Origin of the sequence: Bacteroides sp. D55t1_190419_B8 (genome assembly GCF_015558905.1) — a bacterium.
In the GTDB taxonomy this organism is placed as follows: domain Bacteria; phylum Bacteroidota; class Bacteroidia; order Bacteroidales; family Bacteroidaceae; genus Bacteroides; species Bacteroides vicugnae.
The window spans coordinates 317,074-338,002 of record NZ_JADMOU010000003.1; the positions used below are offsets into that span (position 1 = coordinate 317,074).

General features: G+C 41.1%; 19 protein-coding genes. 11 read left to right on the top strand and 8 right to left on the bottom strand.

Translation table 11 applies throughout. The features are described from left to right. Positions 1-5 precede the first annotated feature (5 nt). From I2I13_RS04745 to I2I13_RS04765, 5 genes are read left to right on the top strand one after another with little or no spacing between them, the layout of a single operon-like run. Positions 6-1,058, top strand: coding sequence for a histidinol-phosphate transaminase (locus I2I13_RS04745; protein ID WP_195648934.1), 1,053 nt, complete (start codon positions 6-8; stop codon positions 1,056-1,058). Continuing rightward, positions 1,055-1,786, top strand: coding sequence for an NTP transferase domain-containing protein (locus I2I13_RS04750; RefSeq protein ID WP_195648935.1), 732 nt, complete (start codon positions 1,055-1,057; stop codon positions 1,784-1,786). Before I2I13_RS04745 ends, I2I13_RS04750 begins: the two co-directional genes overlap by 4 nt. A gap of 18 nt (positions 1,787-1,804) precedes the next feature. Beyond that, positions 1,805-2,617 carry a phosphorylcholine transferase LicD gene (locus I2I13_RS04755; RefSeq protein ID WP_195648936.1) on the top strand — a complete coding sequence of 271 codons (813 nt, stop codon included), beginning with the start codon at positions 1,805-1,807 and terminating at the stop codon, positions 2,615-2,617. Positions 2,618-2,641: 24 nt separating this feature from the next. Further along, entirely contained in the window at positions 2,642-3,772 is a 1,131-nt protein-coding gene (locus I2I13_RS04760; protein ID WP_195648937.1) for a glycosyltransferase family 1 protein, read from the top strand. A 5-nt stretch (positions 3,773-3,777) separates the two neighbouring features. Beyond that, positions 3,778-4,683 (top strand): glycosyltransferase family 2 protein, encoded by a 906-nt coding sequence (locus I2I13_RS04765; RefSeq protein ID WP_195648938.1) that lies wholly within the window; start codon positions 3,778-3,780, stop codon positions 4,681-4,683. A gap of 1 nt (position 4,684) precedes the next feature. On the opposite strand, the gene I2I13_RS04770 is transcribed toward I2I13_RS04765, so the two are convergent. The 5 genes from I2I13_RS04770 to I2I13_RS04790 form a co-directional block, all read right to left on the bottom strand. Beyond that, positions 4,685-5,596 carry a serine/threonine protein kinase gene (locus I2I13_RS04770; protein WP_195648939.1) on the bottom strand — a complete coding sequence of 304 codons (912 nt, stop codon included), beginning with the start codon at positions 5,594-5,596 and terminating at the stop codon, positions 4,685-4,687. Between the two features lie 100 nt (positions 5,597-5,696). Then, positions 5,697-6,737, bottom strand: a complete 1,041-nt coding sequence (locus I2I13_RS04775; RefSeq protein WP_195648940.1) for a galactofuranosyltransferase — start codon at positions 6,735-6,737, stop codon at positions 5,697-5,699. A gap of 11 nt (positions 6,738-6,748) precedes the next feature. After that, positions 6,749-7,852, bottom strand: a complete 1,104-nt coding sequence (glf, locus tag I2I13_RS04780) for a UDP-galactopyranose mutase (protein ID WP_195648975.1) — start codon at positions 7,850-7,852, stop codon at positions 6,749-6,751. A gap of 22 nt (positions 7,853-7,874) precedes the next feature. Further along, positions 7,875-8,906: a glycosyltransferase family 9 protein gene (locus I2I13_RS04785; protein ID WP_195648941.1), complete on the bottom strand. Its 1,032-nt coding sequence runs from the start codon at positions 8,904-8,906 to the stop codon at positions 7,875-7,877. A gap of 3 nt (positions 8,907-8,909) precedes the next feature. After that, positions 8,910-9,515, bottom strand: a complete 606-nt coding sequence (locus I2I13_RS04790; protein WP_195648942.1) for a DUF4254 domain-containing protein — start codon at positions 9,513-9,515, stop codon at positions 8,910-8,912. Positions 9,516-9,632: 117 nt separating this feature from the next. On the opposite strand from I2I13_RS04790, the gene pdxB reads away from it, so the two are divergent. Beyond that, positions 9,633-10,673: a 4-phosphoerythronate dehydrogenase PdxB gene (gene pdxB, locus I2I13_RS04795; RefSeq protein WP_195648943.1), complete on the top strand. Its 1,041-nt coding sequence runs from the start codon at positions 9,633-9,635 to the stop codon at positions 10,671-10,673. A 58-nt stretch (positions 10,674-10,731) separates the two neighbouring features. Here the strand turns inward: pdxB and I2I13_RS04800 are convergent, their stop codons facing one another. Continuing rightward, on the bottom strand, positions 10,732-11,367 hold the full coding sequence (locus I2I13_RS04800) for a phosphoribosylglycinamide formyltransferase (protein ID WP_008998182.1): 636 nt from the start codon (positions 11,365-11,367) through the stop codon (positions 10,732-10,734). Positions 11,368-11,465: 98 nt separating this feature from the next. Between I2I13_RS04800 and I2I13_RS04805 the strand changes: the two genes are divergently transcribed. The 3 genes from I2I13_RS04805 to rnc are packed head-to-tail and all read left to right on the top strand — an operon-like array spanning position 11,466 to position 13,902. Then, positions 11,466-11,702, top strand: a complete 237-nt coding sequence (locus I2I13_RS04805; RefSeq protein WP_002558672.1) for an acyl carrier protein — start codon at positions 11,466-11,468, stop codon at positions 11,700-11,702. A 15-nt stretch (positions 11,703-11,717) separates the two neighbouring features. Further along, positions 11,718-12,980: a beta-ketoacyl-ACP synthase II gene (gene fabF / locus I2I13_RS04810; RefSeq protein ID WP_148364210.1), complete on the top strand. Its 1,263-nt coding sequence runs from the start codon at positions 11,718-11,720 to the stop codon at positions 12,978-12,980. After that, on the top strand, positions 12,946-13,902 hold the full coding sequence (gene rnc, locus I2I13_RS04815; RefSeq protein WP_148364211.1) for a ribonuclease III: 957 nt from the start codon (positions 12,946-12,948) through the stop codon (positions 13,900-13,902). Before fabF ends, rnc begins: the two co-directional genes overlap by 35 nt. Here rnc and I2I13_RS04820 read toward each other — a convergent pair. Beyond that, a complete protein-coding gene (locus tag I2I13_RS04820) occupies positions 13,844-14,854 on the bottom strand; it encodes an ATP-dependent 6-phosphofructokinase (RefSeq protein ID WP_148364212.1) in 1,011 nt (336 codons plus the stop codon). The two genes, rnc and I2I13_RS04820, sit on opposite strands and share 59 nt — an antisense overlap. 137 nt (positions 14,855-14,991) lie before the next feature. Between I2I13_RS04820 and I2I13_RS04825 the strand changes: the two genes are divergently transcribed. Next, on the top strand, positions 14,992-16,518 hold the full coding sequence (locus I2I13_RS04825; RefSeq protein ID WP_148364213.1) for a GH3 auxin-responsive promoter family protein: 1,527 nt from the start codon (positions 14,992-14,994) through the stop codon (positions 16,516-16,518). 253 nt (positions 16,519-16,771) lie between these two features. On the opposite strand, the gene mnmA is transcribed toward I2I13_RS04825, so the two are convergent. Then, on the bottom strand, positions 16,772-17,908 hold the full coding sequence (mnmA, locus tag I2I13_RS04830) for a tRNA 2-thiouridine(34) synthase MnmA (RefSeq protein ID WP_195648944.1): 1,137 nt from the start codon (positions 17,906-17,908) through the stop codon (positions 16,772-16,774). Between the two features lie 53 nt (positions 17,909-17,961). Between mnmA and I2I13_RS04835 the strand changes: the two genes are divergently transcribed. Continuing rightward, positions 17,962-20,799, top strand: coding sequence for a DEAD/DEAH box helicase (locus tag I2I13_RS04835; protein ID WP_148364215.1), 2,838 nt, complete (start codon positions 17,962-17,964; stop codon positions 20,797-20,799). The last annotated feature ends 130 nt before the right edge of the window (positions 20,800-20,929 follow it).

Below are 20,929 nucleotides of genomic sequence, written 5' to 3' on the forward strand. Positions count from 1 at the left end.
AAAATATGGAACAAAAGAAATTAAATTTTCTGGATCGAAACGAATTTAACTACAGCCCATCAAAAGAAGTAGTAGAAGCTTTAAAAAACTTCGATATAAATAAACTTTGTTTTTATACCCGCATTTATGATGAAGGAAAGAAAAGTATATTATCTGTTTTCTTATCTGAACTTTATGATATAGATGAAACACAAGTTTTGTTAGGATACGGCGGGGAAGATATCCTGAAACAAGCCGTACATTATTTTCTGACTCAAGAAGATGGAAATAAAACGATGTTGATTCCTAAGTTCTCATGGTGGTATTATAAATCAATTGCAGATGAGGTAAATGGCCATACTTTGCAATATCCTCTCTACGAAGACGGAAATACTTTTAAATATGACTTTGAGACGCTAAAAGATATGATTCAGAAAGAGAATCCGAAGATTCTTTTACTAGCTTCTCCCAATAATCCTACCGGCAATGGTTTAACTCCAAAAGAATTGGATGAACTGCTCGCAGAAGTACCCAGCCAAACAGTGGTGCTGATAGACGAAGCATACGCTTCTTTTGTTTCAACTGATACCAGTTATATCAAAAAGCTGGTTAATAAATATCCGAATTTGATTATTTCCCGTACTTTATCCAAGTTTTATGGATTGCCCGGTTTACGTATGGGATTCGGATTTATGAGTAAGGAGCTGGAAAAATTCAGCAGATACAGCAATAAATATTTGGGATATAACCGGATATCCGAAGATATCGCCATTGCGGCTCTTAAATCGGACGCACACTACCGAAACATCGCCAAACTGATGAACGAAGACCGTGAGCGTTACGAAAAGGAAATCGGCGTGTTGCCTGGATTCAAAGTGTATGAATCGGTTGCCAATTTTATTTTAATCAAATACCCGATAGAACTGAAAGAGGCTTTACAAAAGACCTTTGCTGAACAGAGCTATAAAGTGAAATTTATGAATGAACCAGATATAAACACTCACCTGCGCATTACGCTGGGACGTCCGGAACAGAACCGAATCGTTATAGATACAATCAAAGAAATAGTCTCTAAATGAAAGCTATAATATTAGCCGCAGGAATAGCTTCACGCTTGCGCCCGCTGACCGATACAACTCCTAAATGCCTTCTGAAGATAGGAGAGCGTTGTTTGCTAGAAAGAGCTTTCGATGCCTTGATGCAAAATGGCTTTGATGAGTTCATTATTGTCACAGGATATCGTCAGCAACAAATAGTCGATTTTCTGCAGGTACACTATCCCGCCCAAAAGATCACTTTTATTTATAATGATAAATATGAGTCGACCAACAATATCTATTCCCTATGGCTTACTCAGCCCTATGTTGACGGAGAAGAGGTTTTGCTTTTGGACAGCGACATCGTGTTCGACCCTCAAATTGTAACAAAGATTCTTGGCTCAGACAAAGTTGACGCATTGGCGCTCAATCGTCATGAACTAGGAGCGGAAGAAATAAAGGTTATTGCAGACGAAGAGCAAAAAGTCGTTGAGATTAGTAAGGTCTGCTCAATTTCCGAAGCCATCGGAGAGTCTATAGGAATCGAGAAAATGTCAACTGCATATACAAAGGCACTATTTCAGGAGTTAAAAACTATGATTACAATAGAAGGATTGGATAACATATTCTACGAACGGGCTTTTGAAAGGCTGATTCCACAAGGGCATAGTTTTTACGTGATAGACACGACCGAATTCTTTTCGGCCGAGTTAGATACTGTAGAAGATTTCCAACAGGCGCAGAAGTTGATTCCAGCCAGTCTTTATTAATATCAAAGTCAAATAAATATGGCCACTTACGACATACGCCCTTTACAGCTTCGCATTTTAAAGAACCTACTAGCTATAGACAAGGTTTGCAAAAAGCACAATCTACGCTATTACATCATGGCAGGAACCATGTTGGGAGCCGTTCGTCACAAAGGGTTTATTCCTTGGGATGACGACCTGGATATTGGCATGCCTCGCACTGACTATGACTTACTAATGGCTAATGCCAAAGAATGGCTGCCCGAACCCTATGAAGCCGTTTGCGCAGAGAATGATAAAGAATATCCTCTTCCATTTGCCAAGATACAGGATGCTGGCACAACTTTAATTGAACGTATGCATCTTAAATATTTAGGTGGCGTATATATCGATGTATTTCCATTGGATGGAGCACCAGAAAGCTGTATGACACAAAGAATGCATTTTGCCAAATATGAATTCTACAAACGTGTGTTATACCTGATTCATCGTGATCCTTACAAACATGGGAAAGGCCCGAGTTCATGGATACCGTTATTATGCAGGAAACTTTATACACTTACAGAAGTGCAAGAGAAAATCAAAAAGGTAATGACTAAATATGATTTTGACAAAAGCTCTCTTGTCTGTGATTACGATGATGGCATGAAAGGAATTATGTCAAAGGAGATTTTAGGAACTCCGACCCCTGTCCTTTTTGAAGGCGAAGAGGTATGGGGAGTACAAGAATACGACACTTACCTGACTCAAAAATATGGGGATTATATGACCATTCCCAAACAAAGCGGGCAAAGACAACATAATTTTCATTATTTGGATCTGAATAAACCTTATCGGGATTTCAGAGTCTAAGTAGAAACACTTGAAGGAATAAAGATGAAAATAGGCTTCGACGGAAAACGTGCTGTACAGAATTTCACAGGATTAGGCAATTATAGCCGCTATATTGCGGATATATTATGTCATTTTTGTCCGGAGAATGAGTATGTCCTATACGCTCCCCAAAAGCGCAACAATAAAAGATTGGATATATTAACTGAGAAGTATCCACAGTTACATCTTTCCTACCCTGCCGCGTCTTTCTGGAGGAAGTTTAGCTCCCTATGGCGCATATTCGGGATTACGCACCAACTAGAGAAAGAAAATGCCAGCATATTTCATGGCCTTAGCAATGAGCTTCCGCTGAATATTCACAAAAGTGATATTAAAAGCGTTGTAACCATCCATGACTTAATTTTCCTGAGATACCCGCAATACTATCATTTCATTGACAGGAAAATATATACATATAAATTCCGGAAAGCATGCGAAAATGCTGATAAGATAATCGCTATTAGCGAATGCACCAAGCGTGACATTATCCAGTATTTCCATATTCCCACTGATAAAATAGAAGTCGTTTATCAAGGATGCGATCCTGTATTCGAGCATCCAATCGACAATAAGAAAAAAGAGGAAGTATGTGCTAAATACCAATTACCGGCTAGGTATATATTAAATGTTGGTAGTATCGAAGAACGCAAAAATGCTCTATTAATAGTTCAGGCACTGGCACAACTACCACAAGACATCCATCTCATCATTGTGGGACGTCGCACGACTTATACAAAAAAAATAGAGCATTTTATTAATGAGCATAGTTTAACTTCAAGAGTCCACATAATGCACAATATCCCTTTTGGTGATTTGCCCGCCATCTACCAATCTGCAGAGATATTTGTATATCCTTCTTATTTCGAAGGTTTTGGAATACCAATAATAGAAGCCTTACACTCTGGAGTTCCTGTTGTAGCAGCCACGGGTTCATGTTTGGAAGAAGCCGGTGGACCGGATTCAATATATGTGAATCCTAATAATGTAGATGAAACCATTCAGGTACTTAAAGAGATTTTATCTAACCCTTCAAAAAAGAAGTTGATGATTGAAAAAGGAAAGGAATTTGTAAAAAGATTCGCCGCCGAAAATCATGCTACACAAATCATAAATATATACAAAAACATCATATAAAAGATATGGATAACGATGTAAACACACAGAAACCGCTATTTTCCATTTTAATTCCAACATGGAACAATTTAGCATTCTTAGAACTATGCCTTAAAAGTATTACCCAAAATTCCACCTTTAATCATCAAATTCTAATACACGTCAACGACGGAAGCGACGGAACATTAGAATGGGTAAAAAAGAATAATATAACATATACACATAGTGAGCAAAATATAGGAATCTGTTGGTCATTAAATTTATTACGAACTAAAGTTGAGACCGACTATATCGTCTACATGAATGACGACATGTATGTTTGCCCTGAATGGGATAAGATTCTATGGAACGAAGTCAATAAAGCACCTGATAAATTATTCTTTTTTTCTTCAACACTGATACAACCCTTTCCATGTGGCAACAAAGGGGTTATAGCGCCTGTCAATTTCGGAGAAGATACTGAAAGCTTCCAGGAAGAAAAACTATTAAAAGAATATAAAACTCTACCACATCATGATTGGTTCGGAGCTACCCCTCCTCCCAATATAGTGCATCGCGACATATGGGATTTAGTAGGAGGATATAGCGTAGAATACTCACCTGGAATGTATAGTGATCCTGATTTCTCAGCAAAACTATGGATGGCAGGTGTACGACTGTTCAAAGGCGTTTCCGACAGTAGAGTATATCATTTTGAAGCCCGTTCAACAACGCGCGTAAAAAAGAACAAAGGGCATATACAGTTTTTACTTAAATGGGGAATAACTTCTGGTTCATTTAGAAAAGATATGATGAAAAAAGGAGAAGTTTTTGATGAAAAGAGACTATGCAACATTTATCATAAAAAATTAAGAAGAGATATTTTCAGAAGCAAATTTAAAAAGATATTATATTTATTCCAAAATGGGCTTGCTAAAAAATTATGGGAATAGATTAATGGTAATCTTTTAAAAAGATATTTTGATAATCATATTTTCTTAGATATGTATCATAAATATTTTTCTCCTTTTTCCAAAGATGGCGATACACTCCCGAGGAATGCGAGAAAAGGGAACGACATGACCGGGATAAACGAAACAACAAAATATGAGAAACAATATGTTTGGCAGTTTCTTTGCGTGCTGCTCTGCGGAATACATATCTCTTAAAGAACTGATTTGTATAATAGAGTGAAAGGTCAACAGTATGTTCTACATTCCATCCGCGTATAGATGCATATTCTGTCATTATATAAGCCAAAGCCTCTTGTGATGTACACAAACGACACATATTGCGACATACAGTATCACAATCAATATCAGTCAATAGCTGCATACGATTCACATCAACTAAAGAGAAACTATATCCATCAATTTCATTATGATGAATCAAAATATTTCCAGGTGAATAATCAAGGTGTAGAATACCCGCTTGGTGAAGCGCAGCAGTATAACGTGCAAAAGCCAATAGTCTGTCTTCATTTCCCTCAACCTTTCCACCCATTAACCCGCGAACAGTTTCTCCGCCATCATAGCAACAAATATAATAACTATGCGAAAGAAGTCCCTTTTGATATTGCTCAATCATGGCAATCGGCTCCGGAGACTCAAAACCATGCTTCTGAATTTCCATGGAATATATATAGGAGCGCTCGGCCTTTGATTGGCGGAAGAATGAATAGACAACACGATTGATGATGTGAGGCTTCTTGAAGCTCTTCACAACAACATCAACATTATCCAAGTTTACCCGTTTTAAAATATTACGACCATCATACACTACATTCTCTTCATTCTCAAAAAACTCAGGAATGCCTTCAATCTGTTTCTGTAAATGTACGTATTTGGGGTTTATTATCACTCTCATTACACTCTCCTATAAATCTGCTTACAAAGATTGAGCAAAGATAAAGAATTTAAGGCAGATTCTGACTATATTTTCCTCTTTTCTCACAAAGATTGACTAACTATCCTATTTTTACTCCTAAATCAGCACATGCCTGCTGTATGGCCTTAAAGCAATAAAAACCTTGCGAAAGCCTTTCACTTATAGTCAGAACATGTTTTTTCATCTCCTGGTACTGGTCAGCATCTATCTTAGAAAAGATTTCTTCAAGTTCTGACAAAGAAGCAACACAGAGCCCTATATTATTCTTTTTAACAAAAGATGCCAAACCTGCCTTTTCCCAGATAATGACAGGAAGTCCGCAACGGATATAAAGAGACATTTTGTGTGGTGCATTATACTGAAGATATTCCCCCAAGGCCCCACAGCCACCTTCTAAAGCAGAGCCATACCACACAACGCCATATTCGCCCCTTGCTGATGCAATTAACTGGTCAGAGGATACAAAACCCTTATAATCAACCTTATCCCTATGGAGCTTTTCTGGTTCAAAACCGCTACCATACAGAACTATTTCATAAGAGCGGGGAACATTATTGCCCAATTTATATAAAAACTCATTATTCTTGGAAGATAAGCCACCGACAAATAAAACACGACAAGGTGACTGCGGTAAAGCATCGTTGGCGGAAGATTGTGTCTCTGACAAATAATCAAAGATTTCCAATACTTGAAGTTTTGCTTTGATACCTTTTTCCAGCAGCCAGTTCTTCATTGATTCACTGTGTACTATGACACAATCCGAATGGTTCAACCGGGCTATTTCCTGAGGAATTGTTAGCTTCTTACGGCGAAAGCTTCCAAGATCATGAATCAAAGTGATGACCTTACAACCACGCAAATGTGCCGTATTACACACAAAAGTATAGTATTTCTTCAATGGATACTGGAGCACCAGCACATCCCCTTTACGTAAACTGAAGAAGCTTTTCAATACACTGAACAAGGTAAAGCAAAAAGCGATAACGACATTTGTATATCGCGTTTGTTTCAGTCCGACATTACGGAAGCCATGCACTTCCATGATTTGTTCAATATCAGTCTTTGCTTTATTACCTGCATTATCAACACCTCTATAATTCCTTGATAGATAGCAAATCATATTTTAATATTTTAAAGTTCATTCTGTGCCAGAAGCATTGCCGCAGCAACTGTGTCATCCATATCAAAATAGGCATATTGAGCCAAACGCCCACCAAACAAAACATCCGGAGCAGCAGTAGCCATTTCTTTGTATTTCTCATATAGCCGCATATTCTTTTCATCATTTACCGGATAATAAGGTTCATCGCCAGGAGTAAAGTCAGCCGGATACTCACGTGTTACTACTGTATGCGACTGTTTACCAAACTCAAAATGTTTATGTTCTATGATACGGGTATATGGAATTTCTCTTTCACAGTAGTTGATTACGGCATTACCCTGATAATTATCCATCTCCAAACGTTCATGTTCAAATCGAAGGCTGCGATACTCTAAATGACCAAAACGGAAATCATAGAATTCGTCAATACAGCCAGTGAAAAGAATTTTGTCTGCCAAAGCGTTTAAATTCTGACAGTCAGAGAAATAATTTGTATTCAAACGCACATCAGCACCTTCAAGCAGTTTCTCAATCAATTTATTATACCCACCTTTGGGAATGCCCTGGTATTCGTCGTTAAAATAGTTATTATCATAAACAAAGCGAAAAGGAAGCCGACGGATAATAAAAGCCGGTAGTTCCGTAGCAGGACGCCCCCATTGTTTCTCTGTATAGCCTTTTATCAGTTTCTGATAGATGTCGTTACCACAAAGAGTCAGAGCCTGTTCTTCCAAATTAGCAGGAGATTGAATATGTGCATATTCCCGACGCTGTTCTTCAATCTTGTCCTTAGCTTCTTGCGGAGTATTAACTCCCCATAACTTATTGAAGGTATTCATATTAAAAGGCAAATTATATAATATGTCTTTATAATTAGCTAATGGAGAATTCGTATAGCGGTTGAATGCCACAAAACGGTTTACATAATCCCAGACCTCCTTATTATCCGTATGAAATATATGTGCGCCATATTGATGCACATGAATGCCATCTACATCTTCACAATAGATATTTCCACCAATATGATTACGTTTATCAATAACAAGGCATCGTTTTCCTGCATCGATTGCCTGACGGACAAACACTGCTCCGAACAATCCTGCACCGACTACTAAATAATCATATTCCTTCATAGGCATTCAAAATCATTATAATTTAATCTATGATTCCTTCAATCTTTGCAATCACCTGTTCGGGCTTTATTTCTCTCAAGCAGGCATAGTCTCCCCGCCAGCAGGATTTCTGTCCATATACCGAACAGGGGCGACATGACAAATCGATTTGCACGGTATTGACGGGCAGTTGTTTCCACCCCATAAATCCTGCATACGGATGGGTCGCGCCCCATATAGAGACAACCGGAATATTTACCAAAGAGGCCAGATGCATATTGGCAGAATCCATTGAAAGCATTACGTCCAAATGACTCATCAAATTCAATTCCGTACGCATATTCAACTTGCCAATCATGGAAACGACAGAAGGGTATTTGGCGATCCACACATCAAAAATTTCTTGCTCACTTTTACCACCTCCGAACAGAAAGACTTTCACTGCAGGATTAGCGGCAAAATGAGCGATCACTTTCTCTTGCAATTCTAACGGATAAATCTTTCCCGCATGTTTAGCAAAGGGAGCAACACCAATCCACTTCTGATTCTCTTTAGAACCAATAATCGGTTCTATTTCTGCAAAGTTTCCTTTACCTTCTCCATAAATGGAAGAGAAATTCAATAAGACCGGAAACCCGAGCTTTTCCAGCACATCAGCATAACGACGGAAAGAACTCTTCTGATTTTCCATTACTTTATGATGCCGGCGAACCAGTTTCTTCTTGCCTGCCCGTCCCTTACAGATATGGGCAACCGGTATATTGGCAAGCCGGAAACGTAAACATAAATATCTGGCACGGAGCACATGGTGAAAATCTGCGATATAGTCAAAGTGCATCGCTTTCAGCTCCGAATAAAGACTGTTCAGTCCCCACAACCCTTTATGTTTACCTGTCAAATCAGCTCCGACAAAATTCACATTGCCGGGCAGTTCCTGAAAAAGAGGCTGCCATACAGCACGACTTAACACAGTTATCTCGTGCTGTGGATATTGTACAGCAAGCGAATGTATAACCGGTATTGTCATTGCGACATCACCTAAAGCTGAAAAACGGATAATGAGAATACGCGCCATTCGTTATTTCTTTGCATAAAGCACCGGATTTAACGCCGGGTCGTTATACATCTTCATCTGTTTATAGACTTTCATGTATTTATTTCCTACTTCAATATCTGCCAACAACTGATCGATAGCTGAAGAAAGATCTTTTCGCTGTTCCAGCAGTATATTCAGTTTAATCTGACACTGCGCACGATGTTCCTCGGTAGTATCCGTACGTTCTACTTCCTGTTGCATGTGGTAAATTTTCAATGCAAGAATAGATAAACGGTCAATTGCCCATGCAGGACTTTCTGTATTGATTGTCGCACCTGTGAGAGGTTTTACTTCTTTATACTTATCCAGGAAATAGCTATCAATCAATTCAACCAAATCTGTACGGTCCTGATTGGATTTATCAATTCTTCTTTTCAAAGTCAATGCTGCCACTGGATCAATCTGGGGGTCACGGATGATATCTTCGAAATGCCATTGAACAGCATCAATCCAATTCTTCAGGTATAAATAATACTCAATCGACTTCAACTCGTAAGGATTGTTCATCGGAGCATCCACACTATCCGTCACATGGTAATCGGTTGTCGATTTCCAGAAAATCTCGTTGCAAAGGTTACTAAATGTCATAATCTTAACTAGCTAATAGATATATAATAGGGCAAATCTATGTAATATTTTTCAGACAAGCAACCGTTTCTTACTTTTTTATTTGTTACCTTTGTGGGTATAAAAGATGAATTGTATATGAAAATTATTATCGACAATAAAATACCTTATATAAAAGAGGCGGTTCAGAGAATAGCCGATGAGGTGGTTTATGCACCGGGAAAGGATTTCACCCCGGAACTCGTACGAGATGCGGACGCTCTTATTGTCCGTACCCGCACACATTGCAACCGGGATTTATTGGAAGGTAGTCGAGTGAGATTCATAGCGACCGCAACCATAGGCTTCGACCATATTGATACGGAGTATTGCAAACAGGCCGGTATCGAATGGACGAATGCACCGGGATGTAACTCCGCTTCTGTCGCCCAATATATACAATCATCGCTTCTTGTATGGAAGTCCGTCAGGAATAAAAGACTGGATGAACTGACAATTGGAATTATAGGAGTAGGGAATGTCGGGAGTAAGGTAGCTAAAGTTGCCCAGGATTTTGGCATGCGTGTTTTATTGAATGATTTGCCACGGGAAGAAAAAGAAGGTGCAAAACGGTTCTCTTCACTGGAGAAAATAGCAGAAGAGTGTGACATCATCACTTTTCACGTACCTTTATATAAAGAAGGAAAGTATAAAACGTTCCACTTGGCGGATGACGTTTTCTTTCAGTCACTCAAACGAAAGCCTGTTATCATCAATACCTCACGAGGAGAAGTCATCCAGACTGATGCTCTTTTAAAAGCCTTGAACAGCCGGATGATTTCGGATACCATCATCGACGTATGGGAGCATGAACCGGAAATCAACCGTGATCTACTGGAAAAGGCATTTATCGGAACTCCTCATATTGCAGGCTACTCTGCAGATGGAAAAGCAAACGCCACACGTATGTCATTGGATGCCATCTGCAAGTTCTTCCAAATAAAAGGGGATTATGAAATTAACGCACCCGCACCCGCCTCCCCCATTATTCATGCAAAAAACCACGAAGAAGCAGTCCTCCAAATGTATAATCCAACCGAAGACAGCAACCGGCTAAAAAATCAACCGGAGCTATTCGAAACCCTACGCGGAGATTATCCTTTGCGGCGGGAAGAGAAAGTATACATTATTAAGTATTAAGTATCAGGTAATAACCATAGTGGCCGAAAACGTCAATAAAGTTCTGTCAAACGATTATTCACAGGACGTAATACTTATTACTTAATATTTGATTTATGATTTTCGGGTAGTGTTCATATTCCAAAGCATGTACTTTCTTGGCTACATCGTCCGGAGAATCGGTCGGGAGAACAGGGCAAGTAACTTGAAAAATCGTATTTCCTTCATCGTAATGCTCATTTATATAATGTATAGTGATACCGCTTTCTTTTTCACCAGCAGCTACCACTGCTTCATGTACCCGGTCACCATACATTCCTTTGCCTCCGTACTTCGGCAGAAGAGCAGGATGTATATTTATAATTTTATCGGGATAAGCATGCAAAAGCAAATCCGGTACACGAACTAAGAAGCCGGCCAACACGACAAAATCAATGCGGTACTCCTGCAAAATAGCCAAAATTTCATCTCCGGCTATCCAATCCTCCTTTGGAAACACGTTAGAAGGCACTCCCAAGCGATGCGCACGTTCCAAAACATAGGCATCACTCTTATTAGAAAGTACCAACGAAACCTGAACGGAATCGTTTTTTTGGAAATACCGGATAATATTCTCAGCATTAGAGCCGGAACCGGAAGCGAAAATTGCGATGTTTTTCTTCATAACCCTCAAATTCGATGCACAAAACAGTGAAAAATGTGCAAAACATTGCATTTATTTAGTCAAATATTTGCGCAAAACGATAAATATTCATTCCTTTGCACCGCAAATTTAAAGAAATAAAACTAATTATTAATTAAAAACTTAAAGTTATGTCTGAAATTGCATCAAGAGTAAAAGCGATTATCGTTGATAAATTAGGCGTAGAAGAATCAGAAGTTACAACCGAAGCAAGCTTCACTAACGACCTGGGAGCAGATTCTCTTGACACTGTAGAACTTATCATGGAATTCGAAAAAGAATTCGGTATCTCTATTCCTGATGACCAAGCAGAAAAGATTGGTACTGTAGGTGATGCTGTATCTTATATCGAAGAACACGCTAAGTAATTCGATTTCATCAATATGGAATTAAAAAGAGTGGTAGTAACAGGCCTTGGCGCCATTACTCCCGTTGGCAATAGCGTTCCCGAATTTTGGGAAAACATTGTGAACGGGGTTAGTGGAGCAGGGCCTATTACTCATTTTGATGCGTCGTTATTCAAGACCCAATTCGCATGCGAAGTAAAAGACTTCGATGCAACGAAATACATAGACCGCAAAGAAGCAAGAAAGATGGACTTGTACACTCAGTATGCCATCGCTGTTGCCAAAGAAGCGGTAAGTGATTCGGGGCTTGACGTCGAGAAAGAAGACTTGAACAAAATCGGTGTTATTTTTGGCGCCGGTATTGGTGGTATACATACATTTGAAGAAGAGGTAGGCAACTACTACACTCGTCAGGAAATGGGTCCGAAGTTTAATCCGTTCTTCATTCCAAAGATGATTTCGGATATTGCAGCCGGACAGATTTCTATCATGTATGGTTTCCATGGTCCTAACTACGCGACTTGTTCAGCATGTGCTACTTCAACCAATGCCATTGCAGATGCCTTCAACCTGATTCGTTTGGGTAAAGCAAATGTAATTGTATCCGGTGGTTCGGAGGCAGCGATCTTCCCGGCAGGTGTAGGTGGTTTCAACGCTATGCACGCCTTGTCAACACGCAACGACGAAGCTTCTAAAGCTTCACGTCCGTTTAGCGCAAGCCGCGATGGTTTCGTTATGGGCGAAGGTGGCGGTTGCTTGATCCTGGAAGAACTGGAACACGCTAAAGCTCGTGGTGCAAAAATCTATGCAGAAGTTGCCGGTGTAGGTATGTCTGCAGATGCACATCACCTGACAGCTTCTCATCCGGAAGGTCTGGGAGCGAAATTGGTGATGAGAAATGCACTGGAAGATGCGGAAATGGATCCGAAAGAAGTAGATTATATCAATGTACACGGTACATCTACTCCGGTTGGTGATATTTCAGAAGCAAAAGCAATCAAGGAAGTATTCGGTGATCATGCGTTCGAGTTGAACATCAGTTCAACCAAATCAATGACAGGTCACTTGCTGGGAGCTGCCGGTGCGGTAGAATCTATTGCAAGCATCCTTGCCATCAAGAACGGCATTGTTCCTCCGACTATCAACCACGAAGAAGGTGACAACGACGAGAACATCGACTATAACCTTAATTTCACGTTCAACAAAGCACAGAAACGCGAAGTTAATGTTGCCTTGTCCAATACATTCGGATTTGGCGGTCACAATGCGTGCGTTATCTTCAAGAAATACGCAGAGTAATATCGTGTTACGTAACGAAATAGATAAGATAAGGCTCTTGTTCCGCAAGGATAGAGAGTCTTATCTTTGTTTTTACCGGATACTCGGATTCTACCCGCGCAATATCCAGCTTTATGAGCAGGCTCTCCTGCACAAATCGACTTCTGTCCGCTCCGACAAGGGACGTCCCCTCAACAATGAACGGCTGGAGTTTTTAGGTGACGCCATCCTCGACGCCATCGTGGGAGATATTGTCTACAAACGTTTCGAAGGGAAACGGGAAGGTTTCCTGACCAATACACGTTCCAAGATTGTACAACGGGAAACGTTGAACAAGTTGGCCGTTGAAATCGGCTTGGACAAGCTCATCAAGTATTCCACCCGCTCCTCCTCTCACAATAGCTATATGTACGGAAATGCTTTTGAAGCGTTTATCGGAGCTATTTATCTGGATCAGGGATATGAACGTTGCAAGCAGTTTATGGAGCAACGGATCATTAACCGTTATATCGACCTGGAGAAAATATCCCGAAAAGAGGTTAACTTCAAATCCAAACTTATCGAGTGGAGTCAAAAGAACAAAATGGAGGTTTCCTTTGAATTAATAGAGCAGTTTCTCGATCATGACAGCAATCCTGTATTCCAAACCGAAGTACGCATTGAAGGACTTCCAGCAGGAACAGGTACGGGGTATTCCAAGAAGGAATCTCAACAGAATGCCGCCCAGATGGCTATAAAGAAAGTAAAGGAGCCTACATTTATATCAACTATCGAAGAGATCAAAGCACAACATTCTGCAACTGCTGCTGAACCGGAAAATATTTCAGAAGAAAACATCCTCGTCGATGAGATTTCCACAATGCAGGACGCAGAAGCTCCGGAGTCTAACCAAAGCAAATCCCCATGCGACGACCCTGAATCACCAAATCGTGATCTTCAGTAACTAATTTCAGTTTTCCTGCAACTTCTTCAAGAGGGATAGATGCTATATCATCCCCTTTTAAAGTCACCATACGCCCGAATTGGCCATTGGCTATCAATTCTGTTGCATGCCCGCCCATGCGGGTAGAAAGATTGCGGTCGAAAGGAGTAGGCGAACCACCACGCTGGATATACCCCAAAACTGTTTCGCGGGTTTCTATACCGGTTTCATATTCAATTTCCTGCGCGATATATTCAGCAGCACGTTTACGCCCGTCAGTCTGAATACCTTCCGCTACCACTACAATAGAATAGGGTTTGCCTTTCTTTAGTCTTTCCAGAATCGTATTGCCGATATTCTTAATGTCATAAGCAATTTCTGGGACGAGAATCACATCCCCTCCTCCTGCCATACCGGAATACAAAGCAATCCAACCCGCTTTATGCCCCATCACTTCAATCACCATCACCCTTTTATGAGAACTTGCGGTAGAATGTAGACGGTCAATGGCATCAGTAGCAATACTTACCGCCGAATCGAAACCAAAAGAGATGTCCGTGCCCCAAATATCATTATCAATGGTTTTAGGAACAGATACGATGTTAACTCCCATTGCAGCAAACTTGGCTGCGGTCTTCTGTGTTCCATTTCCACCGATACAAACGATACAATCCAGTCCCATTTCACGGATATTCTGAAGAATTAAAGACGGTTTGTCAACATCCGAGACAACACCTCCTTTTTTGAAAGGCTTCTCGCGAGAGGTTCCCAACATCGTTCCACCCAAATTCAGCAGACCGGAAAGCGACTTGTCTGTAATAGATTCGACATCTTTGGTCAGCAAGCCCTGAAAACCGCTGTGAATGCCTATCACTTCCATCCCATAATAATTGATGGCAGTTTTGCACACGCCACGAATGGTGGCATTGATGCCGGGACAGTCCCCGCCGGATGTTAAGATTCCAATTCTCATTGTCGCATTTTTTAGTCTAAAACTCGGGTATTCTATGGAAGTCGTCAATTTTTAACGATTATTTCCGTCGTAAAGATAGAAAAAAAAGATAAATAAGTTACTTTTGCACGACTAAACATTATTATGTTAAAGCAGAAATGAATATTACAAAAATTATTAGTAAGACTTTCGATTCCCGTTTAAAACAGATAGACCTATATGCTAGTCAGGCTAGTGAGATACAGCATCGTGTGTTAAGCCGCTTAATACACCAGGCCGCTCAGACTGAATGGGGAAGAAAGTACGATTACTCCTCTATCCGTAACTATGAAGACTTCCGGAAACGTGTTCCTATCCAAACATACGAAGAAATCAAACCTTATGTAGAACGTTTGCGAGCCGGGGAACAGAATCTGCTTTGGCCATCGGAGATACGCTGGTTTGCAAAATCCTCCGGAACGACTAATGATAAAAGTAAATTCCTTCCTGTCAGCAAAGAGGCACTGGAAGACATTCATTACAGAGGAGGAAAAGATGCGGCAGCTCTTTATTTCCGCATCAATCCGGATAGCCATTTTTTCTCCGGCAAGGGACTGATTCTTGGAGGTAGCCATAGTCCGAACCTCAACTCCAACCATAGTTTAGTAGGAGATTTATCCGCTATTCTGATTCAAAATGTGAATCCGCTTATCAATTTCATTCGTGTACCCAGCAAGAAAATTGCATTGATGAGCGAATGGGAAACCAAAATAGAAGCAATCGCCAACAGCACTATTCCGGTAAATGTGACAAGTTTGTCCGGCGTACCGTCATGGATGCTCGTACTTATCAAACGTGTTCTTGAAAAGACAGGAAAACAGACTTTAGAAGAAGTATGGCCCAATCTGGAAGTTTTCTTCCACGGTGGAGTGGCTTTCACTCCTTATCGTGAGCAATACAAGCAGGTGATTCAAACACCGAAGATGCATTATGTTGAGACTTATAATGCTTCTGAAGGATATTTCGGAACTCAAAACGACCTCTCCGATCCTGCCATGTTATTAATGATCGACTATGGAATCTTCTACGAGTTTGTTCCGCTGGAGGAAGTAGGAAAAGAAAGTCCACGGGTTTACTGCCTTGAAGAAGTCGAACTCAACAAAAACTATGCAATGGTTATTTCTACTTCTTGCGGTTTATGGAGATACATGATTGGTGATACGGTGAAGTTTACCAGCAAGAATCCCTATAAGTTTGTCATCACAGGAAGAACAAAGCATTTCATCAACGCATTTGGTGAAGAGCTGATTGTCGATAACGCTGAAAAAGGATTGGCAAAGGCTTGTGCCGAAACCGGAGCGCAAGTTAGTGAATACACCGCGGCACCTGTGTTTATGGATGAGAATGCCAAATGCCGGCACCAGTGGTTAATAGAGTTCGCTAAGATGCCGGATTCAGTAGAAAAATTTGCAGCGATACTTGATGCCACACTGAAAGAGGTTAACTCCGATTATGAGGCGAAACGATGGAAAGACATAGCTTTGCAACCATTGGAAGTGATCGTTGCCCGTGAGGGATTATTCCATGATTGGCTGGCACAGAAAGGAAAGCTGGGAGGACAACACAAAGTTCCCAGATTAAGTAATACGCGCGAATATATAGAAACAATGCTAGCGCTGAATGACAGTATTCCTTCGGAAGAATAACCAAAAACCAAGACATAACCGACACAAGTATCTTTATTACAGAGATTGCTTGTACAAGGAAGGTATTTCGAAACAGAAGCACCATTCTAGTATCTTTTAGGCACGGATTACGCGGATTACACGGATGAACATGGAAAGAGAATAAACTTGTCCGTGTAATCCGCGTAATCCGTGCCTAATCTTTGTCAGTCAATAAGCTAAATTTCGTTTTGACTCACCCCTGTCAGACGAATCACCTTCCCCCATATAAAGATTACCGGGCATTGACTATTATCCCTCCTCCCAATAATAAACCATCTTTATAGAATGCGGCAGCTTGTCCCGGAGCAATGGCGGTTAAAGGCTCATGAAGTTGCATATGTAGTAGATGATCCGGTGTAATGGTAATCGTAGCATGGTTTTCCTGTTTGCGATACCGTATTTTCACAATGATGTCAGAATGCCCTAAAGTACGCTCCTGATTGACAAGATTCCAGTCTTTCAGCCACATTTCTGTTTTCTCCAGAGCTGAAAGAGAAGCTAATACCACTTCGTTCTTTTCAGGATTAATCTCTTTCACAAATACGGGACGGTTCAAATGAATGCCCAAGCCACGTCTCTGTCCAATGGTATAAAAAGGATAGCCCTCATGCCAGGCAATAAAATCTCCCTTTTCATCGACAAATCTTCCTCGTTTCACTTTATTGAGTCCTGCCTGACTGCTTCCAACCAATCTCTGACAATCTTCCATCATCAGCTTTTCCCCTGCCAATACCACACTATTTTGAGCCAACCAGTTTTTCAGAAAAGTCCGATAGTCCATTGGGCAAAAACAAACGCCTATACTGTCCTTTTTAGTTGCCACCTTCCGGAACCCATGTTCGGCAGCCCAGGCACGGGCTTCCACTTTCGTAATATTTCCCATCGGCAAGAGCATCCTGCAAAGAATATCTTGTTTCAATCCCCATAGAAAGAAAGTTTGATCCTTATCCGAGTCGGCAGCGTATGTTATATAAAAGGTATTATTTAGTTGTATATTCTGCGCGTAATGCCCGGTAGCGATATAGAAAACACCCATTTCATCGGCAATTCTAGCAAGCAGAGGCCATTTCAGATAATTATTGCACAATGTACAAGGGACTGGAGTCCGTCCTGCCAGATACTCCTGCACAAAATAGTCAATAATCTGCTTACTGAATATTTCACGGGCATCGTACGTTATATGCCGTATTCCTAAACGTTCTGCCAGATTACGGGCATCTTCCAGATACTCTGTCGAGCCATTCAGTTCATAAAAACGAAAGGTTACTCCGATTACTTCATAACCGGCTTCCAACAATCGCATAGCAGCAACAGAACTATCTGCACCGCCGCTCATTCCAAGCAATACTCGTTTGTTTTCCTCCATCATGCTGCAAAATTAAGTATTTTCCCGTATCTTTGTCTGTTAAAGCCTAAAAGAGAATGAAAGAGAGACCAACTAACGGACAAGTTATAATCGTTTTCACAGAGCATCCGATACTCGGCATATTGCTGATTCCCTATATTGCGGAAAGGCTGGACGATGGTACCTTGCAATTGGTGGAACAAGCATTTCACGCCTCTCCCGAAGCTATGAGCAAGATGAGTGAGGCAGAAAGACAAGCTATTCATATCGCCTCTTATTATACAGAGAAGCATCTAATGAGCGTTTACTCCCGCGAAAAAACAGTATCGCGTTTTCTACATAAGTTATCCGAAGATCCGGAACGAATTAAAAATGATATCCGTCCGTCTATCGAAAAGAAACTGTTGGAGATGCTGGCACTGATACGGGACAATGGACTGCCTTTTTATCAGAAACAAGCCGGCAGTAAAATACTATACGCCCATCATGCCTATCACATAAATCCTCATAATGCAGAAATTCGCGTAACGTTTCATGTTGACAATAAAACATTCCGTTATCAGTTGCAGTGCTATTATGAAGGGCAGCCATTCTCTTTGAGCGAGTTGAAACCTGTGGTTGTACTGACTTCCTCGCCGACGACACTATTATTGGGAATGGAGCTATACTTCTTTCCGCACATTGAAAGTGCACGTATCTTACCTTTTACAAAGAAAAGATCGATCAGCGTAGACGCTTCCCAAATTGAAAAATACATAGATAACATTGTCATCCCGATTGCACGCTATCACGAAATCGAGGCTCACGGTTTGAGTATGATGGAAGAAAAATGTACTTGTGAAGCAATTCTCTCATTCGAAGACACGACGTACAACGGACAAGCATTGCAGCTTGGTTTCCGTTATGGAGATCAGACATTTACACCGGATAGCGCCCTTGAAATGAAGAAAATCGTCTATCGGAAATCCGGTGGGATCTTCTTTTTTCGCCGGAACATTACTGCTGAAAAACAAGCCGTTCAGCTCTTAACGGATGCAGGCCTGCAACAACTCAATGATACACATTTCAGCCTATCCCCCGAAGCTCCGGAAAAAACGATTGTCGAATGGATCAACAGCCATCGGGAGATGTTGCAGCAGTCCTTCCATCTCACCAGCAATATGGGAAACACACCTTATTGCCTGGACGAGATACGCATCGAGCAAAGTTGCGACGATGAGGTCGACTGGTTTGAATTGCGCATCACCGTTGTTATCGGTAATCTGCGTATTCCTTTTTCACGTTTCCGCAAACATATCCTGGAAGAAAAGAGAGAGTATCTGCTACCCGATGGCCGCATGATTCTCCTGCCAGAGGAATGGTTCAGCAAATATGCGAATTTATTAGAGATAGGAATTCAAACGGAAAAAGGAATCCGCTTGAAACATACATTTGCAGGTGCTGCACAAACTGCCTTAAGTGAAGAGGAATTAAAGAAATTTCCGGTGAAGCAACAGATACAAAATGTTGCCGTACCCAGAAAACTCAAAGCAACGTTACGTCCCTATCAGCAGAAAGGATTCTCATGGATGGTACACTTGCACAAACAAGGATTTGGCGGATGCCTGGCAGATGACATGGGACTTGGGAAGACACTTCAAACTCTCACTCTATTACAGTATATATATAAGCCATCTACTCCCAAGCAACCGGCTACCCTGATCGTTGTCCCCACATCGCTACTTCATAACTGGCGACGGGAAGCCAAACGCTTTACAGCGCTCTCGATGACGGAATACAACAACACCGTGGCTATAGACAAGGAACGACCGGAAAAATTCTTCGGTCATTTTCACTTGATCTTTACGACGTATGGTATGATGAGGAATAACATTGATATACTCTGCTCATACCGTTTCGAATACATCGTGCTCGATGAAAGTCAGAATATCAAAAATAGTGAATCGCTCACCTTCCGGTCAGCCATTCGACTACAAAGTAAACACCGGCTTGTGCTTACAGGTACTCCCATCGAAAACTCATTAAAGGACCTGTGGGCTCAGTTTCACTTTATACAACCAGACTTACTGGGCACGGAAAGTGCTTTCCAAAAGCAGTTTATAATGCCGATTCGTCAGGGGAATACCCGTGCAAAAGTATTATTGCAGCAGCTGACAGCCCCATTTATCCTCCGTAGAAGCAAGAAAGAGGTAGCTCCGGAACTTCCGGCACTTACCGAAGAGACCATCTACTGCGACATGACCGAAGAACAGAACACTTGTTACGAACAGGAGAAAAACAGTCTGCGTAACATCCTTCTTCAGCATCCTCAAAGTACCGACAGGCTTCATTCGTTTAGTGTATTAAATGGCATCTTACGTTTACGACAACTATCTTGCCACCCGCAACTGATCCTTCCCGACTATACCGGAACATCCGGAAAAACGGCACAGATAATCGAAACATTCGATACGCTACAGAGCGAAGGCCACAAAGTTTTAATTTTCTCCTCATTCGTCAGGCATCTGGAGGTGCTCGCCGAAGCTTTCCACGAACGGGGTTGGAAATATGCCTTATTAACAGGAACGACCAACAACCGCCCTTCCGAAATCGCCCATTTCACCGATCAAAAAGATGTCCAGGCATTCCTGATTTCACTAAAGGCAGGAGGCGTGGGACTTAATCTGACTCAAGCCGACTATGTATTTATCATAGATCCCTGGTGGAATCCTGCCGCCGAATCGCAGGCGATCGCCCGCGCCCATCGTATCGGGCAGGACAAGCAAGTGATTGCTTACCGCTTCATTACCCAAAACAGTATCGAAGAAAAGATTCTTCACCTACAAGATGAGAAACGGAAACTGGCGGAAACATTTGTTGCCGATAGTGAGCCATTACCTATGTTAAGCAACGAGCAATGGGTAGACCTGCTCTAATAATACATAAGTCACAATCTATCACAGAGGCGTGTAAAATGTATTATTTCATCGTATTCCTGAATTTTTTTATCCATATATTCTTATTTTATCCGGTTATCTTTGCCATTGTGAAAATTATAAATAACCC